Source organism: Halomonas litopenaei, from assembly GCF_003045775.1.
Lineage (GTDB): Bacteria > Pseudomonadota > Gammaproteobacteria > Pseudomonadales > Halomonadaceae > Halomonas > Halomonas litopenaei.
Genome location: NZ_PXNS01000002.1, coordinates 1 through 18,929, shown reverse-complemented (window position 1 = coordinate 18,929; position 18,929 = coordinate 1). Strand labels below are relative to the sequence as shown.

Annotated in this window: 17 protein-coding genes and 1 tRNA gene; 5 read left to right on the top strand and 13 right to left on the bottom strand. The window is 59.0% G+C overall.

From position 1 onward, the window contains the following. The first annotated feature begins 98 nt into the window (after positions 1 to 98). Complete coding sequence (locus C6W88_RS04640) at positions 99 to 839, top strand: FadR/GntR family transcriptional regulator (RefSeq protein ID WP_108131667.1); 741 nt, start codon at positions 99 to 101, stop codon at positions 837 to 839. Between the two features lie 18 nt (positions 840 to 857). Continuing rightward, the gene (locus C6W88_RS04635) at positions 858 to 2,510 is read left to right on the top strand and encodes a thiamine pyrophosphate-binding protein (RefSeq protein ID WP_108131666.1); all 1,653 of its coding nucleotides are present in this window, start codon (positions 858 to 860) and stop codon (positions 2,508 to 2,510) included. 408 nt (positions 2,511 to 2,918) lie between these two features. Here C6W88_RS04635 and C6W88_RS04630 read toward each other — a convergent pair whose 3' ends face one another. The 3 genes from C6W88_RS04630 to C6W88_RS21490 form a co-directional block, all read right to left on the bottom strand. Next, entirely contained in the window at positions 2,919 to 3,251 is a 333-nt protein-coding gene (locus tag C6W88_RS04630) for a gamma-glutamylcyclotransferase family protein (protein ID WP_108131665.1), read from the bottom strand. A 542-nt stretch (positions 3,252 to 3,793) separates the two neighbouring features. After that, entirely contained in the window at positions 3,794 to 3,988 is a 195-nt protein-coding gene (locus C6W88_RS04615) for a hypothetical protein (protein WP_108131662.1), read from the bottom strand. Next, positions 3,985 to 4,146 (bottom strand): hypothetical protein, encoded by a 162-nt coding sequence (locus C6W88_RS21490; RefSeq protein ID WP_156088598.1) that lies wholly within the window; start codon positions 4,144 to 4,146, stop codon positions 3,985 to 3,987. The genes C6W88_RS04615 and C6W88_RS21490 overlap by 4 nt, the downstream gene beginning before the upstream one ends. A 731-nt stretch (positions 4,147 to 4,877) precedes the next feature. Here C6W88_RS21490 and C6W88_RS04600 point away from each other — a divergent pair. From C6W88_RS04600 to C6W88_RS04590, 3 genes are read left to right on the top strand one after another with little or no spacing between them, the layout of a single operon-like run. Beyond that, positions 4,878 to 7,211, top strand: a complete 2,334-nt coding sequence (locus C6W88_RS04600) for a tellurite resistance TerB family protein (protein ID WP_146164635.1) — start codon at positions 4,878 to 4,880, stop codon at positions 7,209 to 7,211. Further along, positions 7,208 to 8,584, top strand: a complete 1,377-nt coding sequence (locus C6W88_RS04595) for an ATP-binding protein (protein WP_108131659.1) — start codon at positions 7,208 to 7,210, stop codon at positions 8,582 to 8,584. Before C6W88_RS04600 ends, C6W88_RS04595 begins: the two co-directional genes overlap by 4 nt. Positions 8,585 to 8,596: 12 nt before the next feature. Beyond that, positions 8,597 to 10,837, top strand: a complete 2,241-nt coding sequence (locus C6W88_RS04590) for a DEAD/DEAH box helicase (RefSeq protein WP_108131658.1) — start codon at positions 8,597 to 8,599, stop codon at positions 10,835 to 10,837. Positions 10,838 to 10,982: 145 nt separating this feature from the next. Here the strand turns inward: C6W88_RS04590 and C6W88_RS04585 are convergent, their stop codons facing one another. From C6W88_RS04585 to C6W88_RS04540, 10 genes are all read right to left on the bottom strand, one after another. Then, entirely contained in the window at positions 10,983 to 11,519 is a 537-nt protein-coding gene (locus C6W88_RS04585; RefSeq protein WP_231498528.1) for an SOS response-associated peptidase, read from the bottom strand. 139 nt (positions 11,520 to 11,658) lie between these two features. Further along, positions 11,659 to 12,657: a GTP pyrophosphokinase gene (locus C6W88_RS04580; protein ID WP_108131657.1), complete on the bottom strand. Its 999-nt coding sequence runs from the start codon at positions 12,655 to 12,657 to the stop codon at positions 11,659 to 11,661. Then, entirely contained in the window at positions 12,654 to 13,751 is a 1,098-nt protein-coding gene (locus tag C6W88_RS04575; protein WP_108131656.1) for a nucleoid-associated protein, read from the bottom strand. Before C6W88_RS04575 ends, C6W88_RS04580 begins: the two co-directional genes overlap by 4 nt. Before the next feature lie 57 nt (positions 13,752 to 13,808). Beyond that, positions 13,809 to 13,997 carry a S24 family peptidase gene (locus tag C6W88_RS04570; protein ID WP_146164634.1) on the bottom strand — a complete coding sequence of 63 codons (189 nt, stop codon included), beginning with the start codon at positions 13,995 to 13,997 and terminating at the stop codon, positions 13,809 to 13,811. 355 nt (positions 13,998 to 14,352) lie between these two features. After that, positions 14,353 to 14,440 (bottom strand) — tRNA-Ser (locus C6W88_RS04565). A 164-nt stretch (positions 14,441 to 14,604) separates the two neighbouring features. Further along, the gene (locus C6W88_RS04560; protein WP_108131654.1) at positions 14,605 to 15,207 is read right to left on the bottom strand and encodes a YiiD C-terminal domain-containing protein; all 603 of its coding nucleotides are present in this window, start codon (positions 15,205 to 15,207) and stop codon (positions 14,605 to 14,607) included. A gap of 6 nt (positions 15,208 to 15,213) precedes the next feature. After that, a complete protein-coding gene (locus tag C6W88_RS04555) occupies positions 15,214 to 15,774 on the bottom strand; it encodes a nitroreductase family protein (protein ID WP_108131653.1) in 561 nt (186 codons plus the stop codon). A 123-nt stretch (positions 15,775 to 15,897) separates the two neighbouring features. After that, positions 15,898 to 16,752, bottom strand: coding sequence for an NADPH-dependent 7-cyano-7-deazaguanine reductase QueF (gene queF, locus C6W88_RS04550; protein WP_108131652.1), 855 nt, complete (start codon positions 16,750 to 16,752; stop codon positions 15,898 to 15,900). Positions 16,753 to 16,820: 68 nt separating this feature from the next. Then, positions 16,821 to 17,594, bottom strand: a complete 774-nt coding sequence (locus C6W88_RS04545; RefSeq protein ID WP_108131651.1) for an ABC transporter permease — start codon at positions 17,592 to 17,594, stop codon at positions 16,821 to 16,823. Further along, entirely contained in the window at positions 17,591 to 18,535 is a 945-nt protein-coding gene (locus tag C6W88_RS04540; protein ID WP_108131650.1) for an ABC transporter ATP-binding protein, read from the bottom strand. Before C6W88_RS04540 ends, C6W88_RS04545 begins: the two co-directional genes overlap by 4 nt. Positions 18,536 to 18,929: the final 394 nt, after the last annotated feature.

Sequence of the window (18,929 nt, the reverse complement as noted above, 5' to 3'; positions counted from 1 at the left end):
TGCTACCTTTGTCGCACTAGCCCCTTACAGGTCGCATGGCCTACGCTTCAACGACGCGTCGCAGCTTGAGCTGTTCAGACGATCAGGAAGACATCCCAATGCAGGATTTTGAAATCTATGGGCGTATTGATCGCCCTCGCCGGCTACCTGATGAGGTCGCGGTAGCCCTGACCAAGGCGATCGAAGGAGGCCAGCTTCAGCCTGGCGACCGCCTTCCCACCGAGGCGGTACTTTCCAAGAAATTTGGCGTCGCGCGCACGGTGATCCGCGAGGCGATTTCGCTTCTCAAGTACGATGGCGTCGTCGACTCTCGACGTGGCGTCGGCACTTTTATTACGGAAACCACCAATCGGTCGGCGTTTCGCATCAGCCCGGGATGTTTCGAAAAACGCAAGCAGATCATAAAGTTGCTTCAGCTTAGAGCAGAGGTGCAGGCAGGAGCCTCGGCGCTTGCCGCTGGAACACGCACGGCTGAGCAAATGCAGGCTTTAGAAGAACTCTTTGCAGAAATCGAGCGACTCGACGCACTCGGTCCAGATGGAGCGCTTGAGCAAAGAGTCGACACCGAGCTCGAATTCTATCGCCGCATTACCGAAGCTTCTGACAATGAATATTATGTCGAGGTTATCGGCATGATTGAGGGGAATATACAGAGCAACCTGCGCTCGGCCTTTCTGAAGAATGCAGCGGCTTCTGAATTCGGCCCTTCCATTCTGGATGAACATCGCGCGGTGAGAGATGCACTGGCAATACAGGATGCGTCGCTCGCCCGCAGCGCGACACGCCTACGCTTCGAACGCGCGGCTGAGCGCCTGGCAGCTCGCGAAGACTTTCTATAAGAACAAAGGTCTAGATTTATGAGTGAACAACCGTCACGTCATGGTGGAAAAGTTCTCGTCGAAGCCCTCGAGGCACAGGGGGTGGAACGGGTATTTTGTGTGCCTGGAGAAAGCTACCTGGCCGCTCTTGATGGGCTTTTCGATTCCGGCGTGGACACCATCGTGACGCGACACGAAGGCGGGGCCTCGCTGATGGCCGAAGCCGATGGGAAACTTACCGGGCGTCCCGGCATCGCTTTCGTCACTCGGGGCCCCGGCGCCACCAACGCTTCCTGTGGCGTACATGTCGCCTACCAGGACTCGACGCCCATGATCCTCTTCATTGGGCAGGTGGCGAGCGATCAGCGCGACAGAGAAGCATTCCAGGAAGTCGACTACCGGGCCATGTTCCATCCATTGGCAAAATGGGTCGCGGAAATTGATCGCGTCGACCGGATTCCTGAGTACGTAAGCCACGCCTTCCATGTCGCTCAAAGCGGCCGTCCGGGTCCTGTTGTGCTCGCACTTCCCGAGGACATCCTTTCATCAGACTACACTGGCGCCCCGGCTGTACCGGCTGCCACGCTTCCTTCGGGCAAGGCGGCTGAGAGCGATGTCGGCGCCATTGTCGACATGCTGGCGAAGGCCGAACGCCCGTTGGTTATCGTCGGCGGTGGGCCCTGGTCCCAGAAAGCCGCCAATGCGCTCGGACGATTTGCCGACAAGGCCGCGCTACCGGTGGGAGCCTCTTTTCGCTGCCAGGACTATCTCGACAACCGACATTCACACTATGTTGGCGACGTTGGTATCGGCATCAACCCCAAGCTCGCGGAACGCGTCAAGAATGCCGATGTCATTCTCTCACTCGGTGCTCGACTGGGCGAAATGACGACCAGCGGCTACACCTTGCTGACGCCTCCCCTGCCGCGACAGACCCTCATACACGTCCACGCAGACGCTGCGGAAATTGGTCGCGTCTATCGACCGGCCCTCGGCGTCGTCGCGAACGCTGCTGAGCTCGTCTGTCAGCTGGCCGATGCAGCAAGGTCGCCGGAGACACCGCGTGATCAATGGATCACCAGCGCGCGCTCGGACTACGAGGAGTGGCAGCAACCACAGCAGAGCCCCGGTGACCTGAAGATGGAACAAGTCATCTCTCACCTCAACGAGGCGCTCGGTGAGGATGCCATCCTGACAAATGGTGCCGGGAACTACTCCGCGTGGCTTCATCGCTACTATCGCTATCGCAACTGGCCCACCCAGCTTGCCCCCACCAGTGGCTCAATGGGCTACGGCTTGCCGGCAGCGATCGCCGCCAAATTGCGCCACCCCGAGCGAGACGTGGTCTGCCTGGCAGGGGATGGCTGCTTTCAGATGGTGATGCAAGAGTTTGGTGTTGCCTGTCAGTACGGCGCAAATGTCATCGTTCTGGTGTCCAACAACGGCATGTACGGCACCATTCGCATGCATCAGGAACGAAAGTATCCGGACCGCCCCTCGGGAACACGAATGCACAATCCCGACTTCGCTGCATTCGCCAGAAGTTACGGGGGCTTTGGCGCAACCGTGACAAGCGATAGCGAATTTCCAGCCGCACTGCAGGCAGCTAGAGAGGCAGGGGTTCCCGCGATCTTGGACTTGAAGGTAGACCCTCACGCCCTGTCGCCCAAGCTGACCCTGGCCCATCCATGAAGGCAGTAGCCAAGAGATACCCGCGCGGACCTGAAGCAGCCCTACCATCGCCAGGGTAGGCCTGACTCACCGCGACGACCCTGCCGGGCCGCAGCAGCATCTCAGTCTCAAGCTGCACTTAGTAGGAAGCAGCGCTCGCGTAGAAAGCTGCACTCGCGCAGAAAGCCGCACTCGCGGCCCGGGATCGGTTAGCTTGATGGCATCTGATGTACAGCTTGGACTATGGCATCGGCGGCGAGCGAGGATGGTATTTCACAGACCTTTCACTGGTAAGTGATCCACCGCCAATGCGAAAAGCTCGCCACACGTATTTCGATAGCCGGTGATCTTGCGGTACGGGAAATGATCACCACCAGGCCGGTTTGACGCGCCTTTCCACACCACCGCGGGGTGAGATCAGCCCCCTCGTCAGGCCTCTCTGCGCAGGGCGTAGACGTAGGCCTCGACCCTACCGCCATCATCGAGGCTGACGGTGACTGGGGTACGTTGGTACTCGGGCCCCTCAAACTCGTCCAGGGCCGCCCTGTGTTCCGGTAGTGCGTCGGACACGAAGACGTGGCCTTGGATATCGTCGCCGGCGTCATCCAGCACCAGGCCAGGGAAGCCCATCTCGGCGCCCCAACCCGCCTGGTGCAGCCGTCCCTTGATGCTGCCCGGTTGCCAATGGCCGCCGATGGCCTGCATGACATGTTCGTTGGGTCCGCCCGGCCCCAAGGTCCCGTAGATAAATAGGTGTGCCATAAACACCTCCGTGGCCTCCATTATGGGGATTATTGAGATATCCGCTCCAATTGGACCACTTCAATCACTACCCGTCTCGGATGGTGCTTTTAGCATGTGACCGGTGATACCAATGCGGGAGGCGCCTTTCTCAAGCTTCGCCGAGACTGAGAATGCCTGCTGGTTCGCCGTGCCGCCGGCGGGAGAAAGCCGCTCGAGTCTGGCGCCCAAGGAGGCCTCACCCGACAACATCGTCCAAGTAGTCATGACACCTCGTTAAACGCCGAGACTTGAATGACGCGCATGCCCGGCCATGTCGAGATCTTCACCGAACAGGCAGATGCCACCCGCAGGAGAGCTACGCCGCTTACATGCCGCGTGGCAATGAACCATCGCGATGGACTCGCTGAGTCCATGGCGACCGTCAGTGCCCCCCGCAACTCGGCAGCCCCCTTCAGGCCACGATCGATCACCCGCTCCTGGCTGACATCAATCATGCTGCGCAGGCCCTTGGCCGTAGTATATTCATGGGCGAGCTACGGTTTACCCCTCTCGCAGGGATCTCAGTTCGACTCCCGGCCCTGCTCATCCAGGCCATCCACCGTTTGGTTCGGTGCATCATCGCCCACCAGCGTGGGTTTACCGTCCTGCCAAATCACAGCGTACTGGCCCAGACGCCGTTTACGCTCCAAAGTCTCGGAGGCTGCATCACGGAGGCAGTCGAGCATGGCCTGGGTATCCGGTGTCAGTTGAGTCATGGTCGTGCCTCCTTGACGATGGTGTTGAAGTGGCGGTCATCGAGAATCAAACGCTGTGAACCTGTCTGCTCGAACACCGGCTCAGGAGTGCCCCCGGCGTTCATGATCCTGAGACAACACATGAAGGAAGCCCTCGGACTGGTGGAGATCCGGGTCATCGACCTCATTGTGGTGGGTAGCGAAGGGTGTGGGTCCTTTGCGGAGCTGGGATACCTGTGATTCTCATGGAGCCACATAATGCCAGGACTGCCTTATGGCAGTCCTGGCATACCAACGCTTCATGTTTTTTTCAGGAGAGGCCTCTACTCCAAGCGCCAGCTCTCCTGCATCACCAAAGTTGACGCCTCGACCGCCGCCGAGAAAACTAATGGCGGCGCCTGGTCACGCTGAAGAGCGGCCCCAGGCATCTTGCCGTTTGAGGTATTCGGCCACCGGGGCAACTCGGCCTTACTACAGCAATGTCGGGGGGCACGGATCTAATCGCCACTGATCGCCTCACTGGCCAAGACCGGCAATATGGCAAGCGTCTTGCTATGCAAGAGTAATGCCAATCCCGTCGAGAACACCGATATCTGGATACCGCACCTGGTGTGGCAGCTCAACGGGAGCACCGTGGTGCAGGTTCGGATGCACATCGGCGACGGCTTCACGGGCAACGACACGTTGGAGAACCTGACGGGGGCAACTTCTAGTATCTGGACCAGCAGTGCAGCCACACTTACCTTCAGAAGCCGCCCCTGCCTGTACCGCCCGCCGGGAGGCCCTCCCGCCAGCCTCATAGGCCAGTCCATCGATTGCTGGTGGTAACATCAGATAAATGATGCTTTGGTGTGTAAAACGAGACCGATAACGAACAGGGAGAAGGCGTGTGGAGGGGATATGGCTCATCATGCTCGCCATTGTGGGGATCTGGTTCTTAAGCCGCTTGTTCGGTGGGACGCGTAATGGAGGTAGCAGGCCCCCTAGGGTTCGCTCATCTCCCCCGGAGTGCTCAGATCCGAAGCCGCGCTTCACCATCGAGGTGCGCTATGGCCGACATGACGAGGACGACGATCCCTTGCCGAATGCGAAAGTTACCGCGCAAAGCTGCTGGGTGCCGGCCGGAACCAGCAAAACTGTGTGCGGCATTACGATTACATGTGGTCGCATCTTCGTGGGTAGCGGGCTTGCCGCCGGGAATGGCTTGAGCGTCGAGCCCGCCTTGGTCAACCCCGACCTGACGGTGGACTGGCATAGCGCCGATGCCCAGGGCCTCGAGCTTGGCTACTGGCCGCAATATCATAAGATCGGAGCCGAGGCGAGAGCAGGATACCTTCAGTACTTGGCCACGGATCGTGACGATCCCCAAGCTCCTATGGGGTTCGTGTTTCTTTATTTTTACGGATTGGAGCGTCGTTTGCTCATTGACGCCCAGTCTCCCGGGATCGATGACGCGGAATACCGTGAGCTTATTGCCGAAATCGAACGGTTGTTAACCGTCTACGACCATAGTCGCAGTTTCCGCGAATATGCGAGCGGACTGCTCGATTTCCTTCGGGTCCGGGGCACCTCGCGGGACCAGCCCGGTAAAGCTCCTGTAATGCCTGAGCAAAGTCGCGACGTGCCTCTCTCCCTGCAGGTTGACTTAGGGATATTCTCGATTAATCAACGCCCTATCCCTCCCGAGTGGGCATATGCATGGATCATGCAAGATTCGCAGTTCCAGTTCTGGAAACGCAAAGCTGCCGAGCGGTGCACCGAGGAGCTCCGGGAGCTATTCAAGGTCCTCTATCGTCAGCGTCACGGCGAGGGGATCGTCGTGAAGCCGAACAAGACGTTCATTAAGGCTGAATACCATCCAGCCAGCCCTGGGCTTAGGCATGTTTCCGAGCCCCTGGAACTGCCTAACATATCCATCCTGAAGGGCCCCACCAAAAAACTGGCCGCGTTGATCGACACATGTTGCGAGCAGCTGGCTGCCTACAGCCGTTTCATTGGGCGCCACCCTGAACGCAAGGACAGTCTCGAAGCCCTCTCGTTGCTGCCCGCACCGCTGGCCGCCGAGAGAAAATCCGCAGACGTGGCAACACTGGAGGACGCGCTAAGACAGCGGCTGAATGGGCAGGCCTTCTGTCGCGTGCCCTTTTCCGAGCTGACTCTAGGCGAGGCTTCGACCCGCGACAGCAAGCCGACCGCAAAGAACATGCGGGGACTAGCCGGTTTATTGGAACATTCCGGCATCGGCATAGAGCCGGATGCACGCTACACCGGTGCTGTGCCCGACCCAGAAGGCGACTGCATTCTCTTTTCCGTTGAGCGGGGGAGCGAGCTTCCTCCGAGTGAGGCTTTCGAGCACGTTGCCGTGGTCATGCGGCTCGCGGGCTTTGTACTGTACGGGCAAGCCGACACTCTGGGCGATCGGCATACCGCCGTCATCCATGAGTTCCTCGGCGACTTCGAGTCGCTGACGCCCTTGGAGATCCAACATCTCAAGGCCTATTTCTTCTGGGGCATGGGACGGAAGTCGACACTCGCCGGTATGCGCCAGCGGGTGGAGGGCATGAGCCATGAGGATAGAGCCGAGCTCGAGCGGGTGCTGGTGAGGCTAGCCAGTGCAGACGGTGTCGTCGATTCCCACGAGCTCAAGAAGCTCAGGCGCACCGCTAGCCTGCTGGGCCGGGATCCCGAGGCCTTGTATTCGCAAATCCACTCGGCGATGGCCGAACCCACCTTAGTGCGACCTGCCAACGGCAGCTCGAAGGGGTTCCGTATTCCTACTCCTGCACCTGAGCCGGCCGCTGCGTCATCAGATCGTAAGCCCCTGGATGCGGCGGCCATACATCACAAGCGCCAGGAAACCGAGCACATTTCCGATGTGCTGCAGGGGATTTTCGGTGAACAAGCTTCATCGGACGAGGGTGACAGGACGGCCGCACCCGTTACTAAGGAGCCCCAGACAGCGAAGGACGATGCCTCCGATGCGACGGTTGATAACGCATCGAGCGGGGCTTTGGGTGGGCTTGATGCTTCGCATCGTTCCCTCCTGGAGACGATCGCCCAACAAGCGGACGGGCTACCTCGTGGAGAAGCAGAAGCCAAAGCTGCAGAACTTAAGTTGATGCTAGCTGGCGCACTGGACCTGATCAACGAGACCGCTTTCGAGATGACCGATTGCCCGGTTGTCGAGGAGGCCGATGGGGCGCTAGTGGTGGACTTAGATATACTGGAGGAGATGCGAGGGTGAGTCGACTACGCGAACGAGAAAGGCAAGCGATCCTGAATTCCCTGCGGACAGGGGTTGTACCCCGTGTTGGGCAGCAGCATATCCAGGTCGGACGAGCGGCCGAACTCAAGGCTTTGATTGCAGACATCGCCACCCTCGCTGATGGGGGATCGGCAGTCCGCTTCATTATCGGTGAGTACGGGTCGGGTAAGACCTTCTTCCTGAATCTGGTGGGGGCGATCGCCCGGGAGAAGAAACTGGTGACGGTGTCGGCCGACCTTTCCCCCGATCGGCGCCTTCATGCCACCGGCGGTCAGGGGAGGGCCCTGTACGCCATGCTGATGCGCAACATGGCGACCAGGTCAAAGCCTGACGGCGGAGCCTTGGCGAGTGTCACCGAGCGCTTCGTCACCCTGGCCCTGCAGCGGGCCGACCAAGCGGGCATCAGTCCCGAGGCGGCGATCAAGGAAGGCCTCGACAGCCTAATGGAGATGCACGGCGGCTATGCCTTCGCCGAAGTGGTACAAGCCTACTGGCGCGGCCATGACACCGGCAATGTCGAACTGCAGCAGGCGGCGACCCAGTGGTTGCGCGGGGAGTTCAGCACCAAGACCGAGGCGCGTCAGGCGCTGGGGGTGCGGACCATTATCGACGATGCTAACGTCTACCAGAGCCTGAAGCTGATGGCCCGGTTCGTGCGCCTGGCGGGCTTCGAGGGGCTGCTGGTCACCTTGGATGAGATGGTCAACCTCTACAAGCTCTCCAATAGCCAGGCCCGCAACGCCAACTACGAGCAGATTCTCGGCATCGTCAACGACGCCCTGCAGGGCAGTACCGAAGGACTGGGTGTGATGTTCGGCGGGACCCCCGAGTTCCTCATGGACCCTCGCCGGGGGCTGTACAGTTACGAAGCGCTCCAGTCGCGTCTGGCCGAGAACCGCTTCGCCCGGGACGGGCTGGTGGATCTCTCCGGGCCGGTGATTCGTCTCACCAACCTCACCCAGGAAGATCTCTACCTGCTGCTGCTCAACATTCGCCGGGTGTTCGCCCGTGGAGAGTCCGGCCAGGACCTGCTGCCCGACGAGGGGCTCGAGGCCTTCCTCGACCACTGCCACAACCAGATCGGTGACGCCTACTTCAAGACGCCTCGCAACTCGGTAAAGGAGTTCACCCAGTTCCTCTCCTTGCTCGAGCAGAATCCCGGTGTCCGCTGGGACAGCCTGATCAATCGGGTGGAGGTGGCGCCGGAGTCGCCCGACCAGATCCCCGAGGCACCTTCATCGCAAAGTGGCTCACCGTCAGCTGAGGCGCCCCCAGCGCCGGCGGCTTCCCCCGCGCATGCCGGGCAGAGGGATGACGATGACGACGACAGCTTTGCGACATTCAAGTTGTAGGGAAGACAGGGCATGAGCGAAGCCGCCTCCAGCAGTTACTCGCTGCTAGACCCTCACATCCAGCGCTGGATATGGCGCCAACAGTGGGAACACCTGCGCGACGTGCAGGAGCAGGCCATTCCGGTCGTGCTGGCGGGTGAGCAGGATGTGCTAATTGGCGCCGCCACGGCCTCCGGCAAGACGGAGGCGGCCTTCTTCCCCGCACTGACCGGCTTACTCCAGGCCCGTGATGCGGGTCAGGCCCCGGCACCTCTGCTGCTCTATGTGGCGCCCCTCAAGGCCCTGATCAATGACCAGTTCGGCCGGCTGGAGCTGCTGACCGAGGGCACTGACCTGGCGCTGACGCCTTGGCACGGCGATGTCTCGGCCAGCCGCAAGACCCGTTTTGGCAAGACGCCGGGGGGAGTGCTGCTCATTACCCCTGAGTCGCTCGAGGCGCTATTCGTTCGGCGGGGAACCGAGATCGCCCGGTTGTTTGGCGGGCTGCGACAGATCATCATCGATGAATGGCATGCCTTCATCGGCACCGAGCGCGGGGTCCAGCTGCAGTCCCAGATGAATCGCCTGGAGGTTGTCCTGCAACGACGTATCCCTCGTGTCGGGCTCAGTGCCACCTTGGGGGACATGTCACTCGCCGCGAACGAACTGCGGCCGGGAGAGGGGGAAGCCGTCATCCCTATCGTCTCGACTCATGACGAGCAGGCCTTACACGTCCAGTTGCGGGGCTACGAGCGACTGCCCCCCAAGACCTCCGCCAAGGAGGCCGAGGCGCTGAGCCGACAAGGCAAGGATGTCCCGATCGAGGATGTCACCCATGGCGACGAGCTGGTCATCCGTGATCACTTGTTCCGGCACTTGCGGGGGCAATCGAACCTGATCTTTGCCAATCGCAAACGTGACGTGGAGCTCTATGCCGAGCTACTCAGGCGCAAGAGCCAGGAGCAGCGTCTCCCTGAGGAGTTCTTCGTCCATCATGGCTCGCTGTCGCGGGATCTTCGGCACCACGTCGAGCAATCGCTGAAAGTGGGGAAGCCGCTGAGCGTGGTCTGTACCTCGACCCTCGAGATGGGCGTGGATATCGGCAGCGTCGCCAGTATCGCGCAGATTGGCCCGCCCCATCAGGTGGCCAGCCTGCGTCAGCGTCTGGGGCGTTCCGGGCGACGGGGAGATCCGGCCGTGCTGCGGCTCTATGTCACCGAATCGAGCCTGTCCCCTCACACCCCCTTCCTGGATCGCCTACGCCCGGGGGTGTATCAGGCCGCGGCTATGGTCGAACTTTTGGTCGAGGGGTGGTGTGAGCCGCCTCCCAGCGGTTACCTGCATCTCTCGACACTGATCCAGCAGGTCATGTCGCTGATTGCCCAGTATGGCGGGGCCTCGGCGGGCGACTTGTGGCGCTCACTAATCAAGTCGGGGCCTTTCCGCCAGTTGAGCCAGGCGCAATTCACGGCCCTACTGCGTGCCATGGGAACGCACGAGTTGCTGGTCCAGTCCACGGATGGGCTCTTGCTACATGGCCCGGTTGGTGAGCGCCTGGTCAACCATTACGGCTTCTATGCGGCCTTCTCCGCCCCGGAGGAGTACACGCTCTATCATGGCGCCAAGATCATCGGGAAGCTGCCGATTGACTCCCCTATCGAGACCGGCGGCTTGCTGGTGTTCGCCGGCAGACGCTGGCTGATCCAAGACATCGATGCCGACCGCAAGGCGATTTCCCTGGTGCCTTCCGCGGGTGGCATCCTGCCGCTCTTCGGCGGCAATGCCGGCTTGATCCGGCGAGAGATCCGCGAGCGCATGCGGACACTCTATATTGAGGGTCTGACGCCCAGTTTCCTCAACCGTGGGGCCGCGCGATTGTTTGCCCAAGGCGGTGCGTTCTTTCGTGATGCTCAGCTCGAAACCACTCCGATCGTGCAGGAGGCGGACCAGACACTGCTGCTACCCTGGCAGAGCGATCAGGTGCTCAATACCCTGGCGCTGCTACTGCGTCGCTGTGGCTTGACGGCCGAACGAGAAGGGATCGCCGTCACGGTCCAGAAAAGCGATAGCGACATGGTGCGGCGAGGACTGGAGCACGCTGTCGCTCACCCGCCGACGTCGGCGGTGGAACTGGCCACAGTGGCGGAGAACAAGATCAACGAGAAGTACGATGAATATCTCCCCGAGGAACTACTGTGCAGTGAGTTTGCCTCGCGGTTTCTCGACTTGGAAGGTGCCTTGCAAACCGCAGGCACGCTGCTGGATCGCCCATGAGTGAAAGCTCGCAGACCGCAGACCTCCACAAACCTACCGATAAGTCTCTGGCAGTGCAGAGCGAAAAGATCCGTTTTCGTCCCGGCCAATTCCTGTTCCCTCAGCCGAGCCATGCGTGCGGCCACACTACCGAACACTAGATCGGTCAGGCGTCGATGGGCTCGATCAGTTCCGCATCATCGTGAGTGGGCTTGTTCACCCGCGTACTCACCGGCCAGTGGGTGATCAGCTCGGCGGGCAGGTGGTGCACCACGTGGCGGATCGTCTCGCGGTCGGTCAGGTAGGGATCGAGCCAGGGCTCCAGGCTCTCTGCACCCAGGGCCAGCGGCATGCGCGAGTGGATCTCCGCCGCCACGCCGCGGGCCGGCTCGGTGAGGATGGTGCAGCCGGGCTTGCCGTCCAGCCGCTCGTTCCAGATGCCCGCCAGCCAGGTCGGCTCGCGATCCTCGCGGCACAGGAAGTGCGGCTGCTTCCTGCCTTCCACCGGCAGCCACTCGTACCAGCCATCCGCCGGTACCAGGCAGCGGTGATGGCCAAACGCCCCGCGGAAGTAGTTGGAGGTGGCCACCTTCTCGACAGTGGCGTTGATGGGCTCGGGCGCCTTCTCCTTCGCCCAGTGCGGCCGGTAGCCCCACCACACCTCGTCCGTCACCAGCGGCGCGTCATCGCTCGGATGACGCACCGCGATGATCCAGGTGCCCGGCGCCACATATAGCGAGGCGTCAGCTCTCCCGGCTCCAGCGGCAAGCGTAGAGCCTGGGAGAGCTTGGGATACGGGCTATAAAGAGCGAAGCGGCCGCACATAATGTCCGGTTGTTTCTTCAGCGCCCATGAGGAGTAAAAGATTCGCCAAGATCACTAGCCACATATTTCACTTCTTTATTATAAACTGAAAGCGGCCAGTTACTCCAAAAGTAGGTCATGCCATAAGCTGAAATGACATAATATACAAAGAGAACGATCGGCTGCCTAAAGAAATAAAACTCTCCATAACGATCCTCAACAAAATGCCTAATGAATTTCTTCTTATCGAAAATCTCTCTTAGTTTCTCCGAAGAAAACTCTTCAACTGCATCTGCATAACTTTCCAAAATCGCAAAGTGCAGCTGTCTGTCAGGCTCAGCAACCTGCAACCCAAAGTCTTCTGCAAAAACTTTCTCCAAGTCCTTTATCACGAAATCCCGCTTATAGTTCTCCTCCTGAAGCTTTTGCAAAGCAGTACAAAATATTTCATCCGTGGTTTCCATCAAAGCCATGCTTCTTGAAACATATCTTTCAGCTGACGAAGGCACCACCCCTTTAGCTTTATAGATATTATCATGCACTAGCTCAGCATATGCGTGCTGAAGCAGAGTCCTGACTTGAACTTCGCAACAAATAAAATCAGGAACCCTTAGACCATCGACTTCAAAATCCTCCTTAGGCCTAACCTCGTAATGTTTAGATTGGTAGTCAAATACTTTTGGATTCACCTCTATATCGAGCGCAAAATCTTTAGATACTTCCCAGCTCCAATCTTGATACTCTATAATTTTTTCAACAAGGCATAGGTCATCTGTAGTGAGGACAACAAACCTTACCCCAACGAGATCCGTCATCTGCGTCTTAGGGTCATCATACCGTTTTATACTTATTTTGTTCAAAGCCGAATTAACGGCTTTTACTCTTGGAGTAGCGTCAATTTTCAAAAACTGGGGAGATAGAGCGCCAAGCTCACAAGAAATTTCATTCTTAACTATTTCACTGACATAGTTTCCCCAAGCCTGCAAAGCAGGCCTGATAGACTCCAGATACTCTGTAAACTCTTCTTCAGTAGTCATCCTAGGTCACTTACGATACCCTGAATCCTAACTAAAGTATCGTTCTCACCACGTTCCTCTACTGTAACCAAATCCTGGAAGTCGTCAGAGGGTCCCGTGATGGAAACGCCGGAGGTAAAATTAACCTTTCTTTTCTTCCTGAGCTTAGACTCAATATACTCTACATCTTTCTCAACGCCACCCTGAGGAAAGCCTCGATCCTTCATGTAATCAACATAGGTTTCCGAGTGATCTTCTTCAAGATACTTTTCGGCAAAATCTGCTGAGCTAACAATAGCAGTTTGACTTTTCAGCTCTGCCCTCAACGATTCGACATAATCAAATTTTTTATCTTCATCAACATCTAGAGAATTGATGTAGTCAACAGTATACTCATAAAAATTTTGTGTTAACTTTTTAGAAGAAGAGCTAATCCCCATGCCAAGAAAAGTATTGTAAAAATATGAAGCTGCAGTTCGCGTCTCAACACTGGTTAGCAAGTGATCGAACAAAAACGCTCTATAATTTGACTTATTATACTGCCCATTTCCTGGGGGAGCCGAAACAACCTCAACTAAGCAACCAATCTTATAGAGCTTCTGAGTTTCAGTGAGAAAAATATCTCTAACATAGTTCAAAGCTACCGTTTGATCATCTACAGACTCAGTGGTAAACCCATCTTGAAACTCTGCTTTTATTACTGAGACAAACGGTCTGGCATGCTCCCCAACCCGCCCAGAGATAATCGCCATAACTCCGCCTGGAATTCTTCTTGTCAGAGCATCCGTCAGATTGTTTGCTAAAACCTCTGAAAGCTCAATAAAGCGGTCTTTTTCACAGTGCAACATTTCTGCTGAAATTTGAAAAAAGCTCCCTTCATCCGCTTGATCTATACTCATCTCAATGCCATGAGACCTATTGCCAAGCGCTGCAGTTACACGGCTCTGAAGAGCCGACTTCTCTTCAGCATTCAAATTAATAAAATGCTTTTTAACTGCAGGCGGCACCCGAGTCTTATCCTCAGCTGGCGCAAACACACGGTGGATCATCAGCTTTTCAATGATCACACCTTCAAAAGGAAAGTTGCCAGTCAAAACATTTACAGCTTGATTCATAAGCCCTCCCTTGCGTCACAAATAATTCATTAATAATTATTGAACTACTACGAACCCTTAATTTATTTTTCCAATCCGTATCTCATACCGCCCTAGGATCTCTACACCCTTCACCCCCTTCATATCCTGCGGCTTGATCAATTCCTTCTCATAGCGCGGGTTGTCGCTGAGCAGCAGCCAGGCGCCGCCGGCGACGCGCTGCACGCGCTTGATGCGCCACTCGCCGTGCACGAGCAGCAGGAACACGCAGTTCCCGGCCATCCTGACGCTCTAGGCGGCTTGCCTTCCTGCATCGTGGATGCATTTGAAGAAAAATCTGACATCGCCAATGCCCGAGCCTAGTCGTTCTCATAACACTTAGGGCGACACTACCTGAGAGAGGTACGGCCTGTCATGCCTGAATTAGGAAGCGACCGACCGAGGTGGGTGGTAGCAAGATCGAGAATATAGAAGGCGTGGGGGACAGTAGAAGGACACACTGTCCAACAGTATCCTGAGAAGGCTAGAGGAAGCCAGACACAAAGTATGGGCTGAGGTATGGGCCGCGAGGGTACAGAAAAAGAAAAAGCCGCTGATTTCTCAGCGGCTTTCTTAAATTCTGTGGCGGAGGGGGAGGGATTCGAACCCTCGAAGCCTTTCGACTTACACACTTTCCAGGCGTGCTCCTTCGACCACTCGGACACCCCTCCGCATTGTCATCTCGAGAAACATGATGCCCGCGTTGCGCGGTGCTTATCCCTCAAGACGGCGCATACTTTATCGCCTTAAGTTCTCGATTGCAAGCCGTTTTTCGGCTTACATCAGATTCGTCGTGTGGCAGTTCGGGGTCTGATGGCAAAGCGGCGCGATGGCGTCAGCGTGCTGCGATGGGAGGTTCGCTGGCCAGCACGGCGTAGTCACCCCTCGCTTCCAGGCAAAGGGTGTCGCCGCACCACAGCTGCTGGACCAGGGCAATGCGGCCCTTGCCGCGTTCCGCCAGGCGCTGCTCGAGCGCCGCTTCGGCGCCTGTTTCCCTGCTGACCTGCCCGGCACTACCCGGCCCTGCCGCACCACTGGCATCAACGTCTGCGGAGCTGCTTGCCTCGGGTCGGCAGATCAGGCGGTAGTCGCCGGTCACCGGGGCGAGAAAGCGCTGGCTGGCCTCGGCCACCACTACGTCGCGGTTGTAGCCTCGACGGCGCAGCCACAGGGTGGTCCAGCACCAGCCGAGCAAGGTGGTCTGGGCGGCCAGCGAGCCGCCAAAACCGGTGCCCTTGTCGTTGAGGTTAGGGGTCAGGGCAAGCTCCCAGCGCAGCGAGTCCTGGTCGCGCGCCATACGGGTGATGCCAAGCGACCCGACCAGGGGGATGGCCTCACCCAGCCAGTCGAGAAAGGCCCCGGGGTCGTCCTCGCCTCCCTCGGGCGGCAAGACGGGCCGCGGGTGGGCCGTGCCAACGCGTCTGATCAATTCATCCATGAGGGGTTAGTCCCAGCGCTCGACAAAATCCTCACTATCGTGACAGGCGATGGGCTTGTGGCGGCCTCCGAGCTGGCCGATGTAGATAAAGGCGACCAGTTCGTCGTCGTCGCCGAGCCTGAGGCCCTTGCGCACGGTGTCGTCGAAGGCGTACTTGCCACTGCGCCACATGGCGCCGAGCCCCAGGGCGTGGGCGGCCAGCAGGATGCCGTGGGCAGCGCAGCCAGCGGAGATGACCTGCTCGATCTTCGGCACCTTGGGCACGTCCGGGTTCACCTTGGCGACGACGCCGATGATCATGGGTGCGCGCTTGGGCTTCATTCGAGCGCTATTGAGGCACTCGTCTGTCGCCTTGGGGTCTTCGCGAAATTCGGCCTCGGCGAACAATTCACCCAGGCGATCGAGCCCCTCGCCGGAGAACTCGATAAACCGCCAGGGTCTGAGCTCCTTGTGATCCGGTGCGCGCAGGGCGGCGCAGTAGATCGCCTCAAGCTGCTCACGGCTGGGCGCCGGCCCCATCAACTTGCCCATGGAGCTGCGCTCGTGCAGCAGTGTCATTGCATCCATCGTGTCACTCCAGAGGGTCCGAGCCCTGTCACTGTTCAGCGATCGAGAATTCTTCGCATTACCCTACCAGATCACTCGGGTATTGTCTGTGGCGCTGTCGCTATCGCCCGGAGCCATTGCCGACTACTGGCGCGCCAGGCGCAGCGGCGTGGGCGGTGCCTCGCCGAGGGTACCGCGCCAGGGGCTGATATCGAGACCACCGCGGCGCACGTAGCGTGCCAGCACCAAGAGTCGTTCTGGGCGAGCCTTGTCCATCAGGTCCATGAAGATATGCTCGACGCAGTGCTCGTGGAAGTCCTGGTGCTGGCGATAGCCGACGATGTAGCGCAGAAGGCCTTCGCGATCGAGCCGGGGACCGCGGTAGCGGATCATCACGCTGCCCCAGTCGGGCTGGCCGGTCACCGGGCAGTTGGACTTGAGCAGGTGGGACGTCAGCGTTTCCTCGACGATCTCGTCACTGACCGAAAGGTGCTCCGGGCTCGGCGTATAGTCGCTGATCTCGATGTCCTGATCGTCGATGCACTCCCCCGGCAACGGGCGCGGGTTGAGCTCGGCGTCGTCCACCGCCAGGATCTCCACGCTGAGCTCGGCACCGGCGGCCTCGCTCAAGTCGCGCTTCAGCGTTTCGATCAGTTCGTCGTGGCCAGCAAAGCGGGTCTGATTCAGGCTATTGAGGTAAAGCTTCCAGGACTTGGACTCGATCAGCCGAGGCGAGCTTGCCGGCAGACGAAAGCGTGCCACGGCGACACAGGGCTTGCCCCTGGGCGTCAGCCAAGACAGCTCGAAGGCGTGCCATTCATCCTCGCCGACGAAGGGCAGCGCCCCCTCCTCGATTCCCAGCGGTTTGCGGTTGGCGGCGCGTTCGATGGGAAACAGAAGCTGCGCATCGTAGCGCTCGGGATAGTCCGCCTCCCGCCCCAGCGGCGCATCGGTCAGGGTGTCGGGGCGGTGGTGGGGATCCCGGGGGATAGTGGACATGGCAATACCTGAACAAGAGAGAGTCCGAGAGACAAACGGCTACCGGCCGCCCGAGGCGGCCGGTGCGATCAACTGCGAATGCCCTTGCCGTTTTCCAGCATCCACAGGGCGATGGCGAACAGTGCCACGATAAAGCCGAAGATGGCGGCGAGCGCCCAGCCGACCGGGATGTCGGAGACACCAAGGAAACCGTAGCGGAAGACATTGACCATGTAGAGGATGGGGTTGAGCATCGAGGCGCCCTGCCAGAAGGCCGGCAGCAGCGAGATCGAGTAGAAGACCCCACCCAGGTAGGTCAGCGGCGTCAGCACGAAGGTCGGCACGATGGAGATATCGTCGAACTTCTTGCCGAGCAGAGCATTGATGAAGCCGCCGGTGGCGAACAGTGCCGCGGTCAGGATCACCACCCCGATGGTCAACAGCGGGTGGGCCACCTCGATACGGGTGAAGAACAGCGACACCCCGGTGACGATGATGCCGACACCGAGCCCGCGCGCCATGCCGCCGAGGATAAAGCCCGCCAGTATCACCCAGTTGGGCATCGGCGAGACCATCATCTCCTCGACGCTGCGCTGGAACTTGTTGGAGAAGAACGACGAGGCCACGTTGGAGTAGCTGTTGGTGATCACCGACATCATGATCAGCCCCGGGACGATGAAGTCCATGTAGCTGTAGCCGTCCATCTCACCGATGCGCGAGCCGATCAGGTTGCCGAAGATGATGAAGTACATCGTCATGGTGATCGACGGTGGCAACAGGGTCTGCGGCCAGATCCGGGTAAAGCGCCGGACTTCCTTGGCTACCAGGGTCCACAGGGCGATCGCGATCTGACTCGGGTTCATCCTCTCAGCTCCTTGTCGGCGTTGCCGCTTTCCACCATGGACACGAACATTTCCTCCAGCCGGTTGGCCCGGTTGCGCATCGACAGCACCCGCACGCCGTCTGCCTTGAGGGCATCGAAGACGTCGTTGAGGCACTGCCCGCGATGCACCATCACCGATAGCTGGGCGCTGTCCACCTGCTTGACCTCGAAGCCGTCGATGGCGGGGGCATGATCGATGGGTTCGGCCAGATCCAGCAGGAAGGTCTCGGTGTCGAGCTCACTCAGTAGCTCGCGTACGCTGGTGTTCCTGACGATCTCGCCGTGGTTGATGATGCCCACGTTGCGGCACAGGCTCTCCGCCTCTTCCAGATAGTGGGTGGTCAGGATGATGGTGGTGCCTTCCTCGCGGTTGATACGCCGCATGTACTCCCACATGCTGCGACGCAACTCGATATCCACCCCGGCGGTGGGCTCATCGAGGATCAACAGCTTGGGACGGTGCATCAGCGCGCGGGCGATCATGAGGCGGCGCTTCATGCCGCCGGACAGCATGCGCGCACTACCGTTGCGCTTGTCCCACAGGCTGAGGTCCCTGAGCAGACTTTCCGCCCGAGGCAGGGCTTCACGGCGAGGCATGCCGTAGTAGCCGGCCTGGGCCAGCACGATATCGATGACCCGCTCGAACTGGTTGAAGTTGAACTCCTGCGGCACCACCCCGAGATGGTACTTGGCCCGGGCGAAGTCCTCGTCGATATCGATGCCGAAGATCTTTACCTGGCCGGCGGTCTTCTGCACCAGCGAACAGACCACTCCCAGAGTGGTGGACTTGCCCGCCCCATTGGGGCCAAGCAAGGCGTAGAAGTCGCCCTGCTGAACGTCGAGGTCGATGCCCTTTAGGGCCTTGAAGCCATTGCCGTAGACCTTGGTCAGGCCTCGAATGGACAGAGCCGGTTCGGCCATGAGGGATCCTTGGTGTCAGGGTTGAAAGCTTGGGCTTTGAAGCATGAGATCGGACGCCAAGCGCTGCACGCCTTCGCTAGCTTGCCTGTCGCGGGTGACTCGACGTTGACGGTTGGCATCAGCTTGCCCAACCCGTCGCGATCGCGCCGTGCCGAGCGACGGGATTCGCTATTCGATAGAAGGCTTAGCATATGGGGTCGGTCGGGAGCATCTTCAACCGGACAAAGCGGCAAATGCGGCGTCGACGCAGGGGGCACTCGATGGTCTTACGCCGGACTCGCTTCGCGCAAGCACAAAAAAATCGCCGATCAACGCGATGATTCGCGTCGCTCAGGCGACTGTTGCTGCTTCTGGCGATGTGCTTTTCACAGGTATTTGAGACGCTTCTCGATAC

Coding starts and splice junctions, on each gene's coding strand:
- C6W88_RS04640 (WP_108131667.1), top strand. CDS start 99: ATGCAGGATTTTGAAATCTATGGGCGTATTGATCGCCCTCGCCGGCTA.
- C6W88_RS04635 (WP_108131666.1), top strand. CDS start 858: ATGAGTGAACAACCGTCACGTCATGGTGGAAAAGTTCTCGTCGAAGCC.
- C6W88_RS04630 (WP_108131665.1), bottom strand. CDS start 3,251: ATGGCACACCTATTTATCTACGGGACCTTGGGGCCGGGCGGACCCAAC.
- C6W88_RS04615 (WP_108131662.1), bottom strand. CDS start 3,988: ATGACTCAACTGACACCGGATACCCAGGCCATGCTCGACTGCCTCCGT.
- C6W88_RS21490 (WP_156088598.1), bottom strand. CDS start 4,146: ATGACCCGGATCTCCACCAGTCCGAGGGCTTCCTTCATGTGTTGTCTC.
- C6W88_RS04600 (WP_146164635.1), top strand. CDS start 4,878: ATGCTCGCCATTGTGGGGATCTGGTTCTTAAGCCGCTTGTTCGGTGGG.
- C6W88_RS04590 (WP_108131658.1), top strand. CDS start 8,597: ATGAGCGAAGCCGCCTCCAGCAGTTACTCGCTGCTAGACCCTCACATC.
- C6W88_RS04580 (WP_108131657.1), bottom strand. CDS start 12,657: ATGACTACTGAAGAAGAGTTTACAGAGTATCTGGAGTCTATCAGGCCT.
- C6W88_RS04575 (WP_108131656.1), bottom strand. CDS start 13,751: ATGAATCAAGCTGTAAATGTTTTGACTGGCAACTTTCCTTTTGAAGGT.
- C6W88_RS04560 (WP_108131654.1), bottom strand. CDS start 15,207: ATGGATGAATTGATCAGACGCGTTGGCACGGCCCACCCGCGGCCCGTC.
- C6W88_RS04555 (WP_108131653.1), bottom strand. CDS start 15,774: ATGGATGCAATGACACTGCTGCACGAGCGCAGCTCCATGGGCAAGTTG.
- queF (WP_108131652.1), bottom strand. CDS start 16,752: ATGTCCACTATCCCCCGGGATCCCCACCACCGCCCCGACACCCTGACC.
- C6W88_RS04545 (WP_108131651.1), bottom strand. CDS start 17,594: ATGAACCCGAGTCAGATCGCGATCGCCCTGTGGACCCTGGTAGCCAAG.
- C6W88_RS04540 (WP_108131650.1), bottom strand. CDS start 18,535: ATGGCCGAACCGGCTCTGTCCATTCGAGGCCTGACCAAGGTCTACGGC.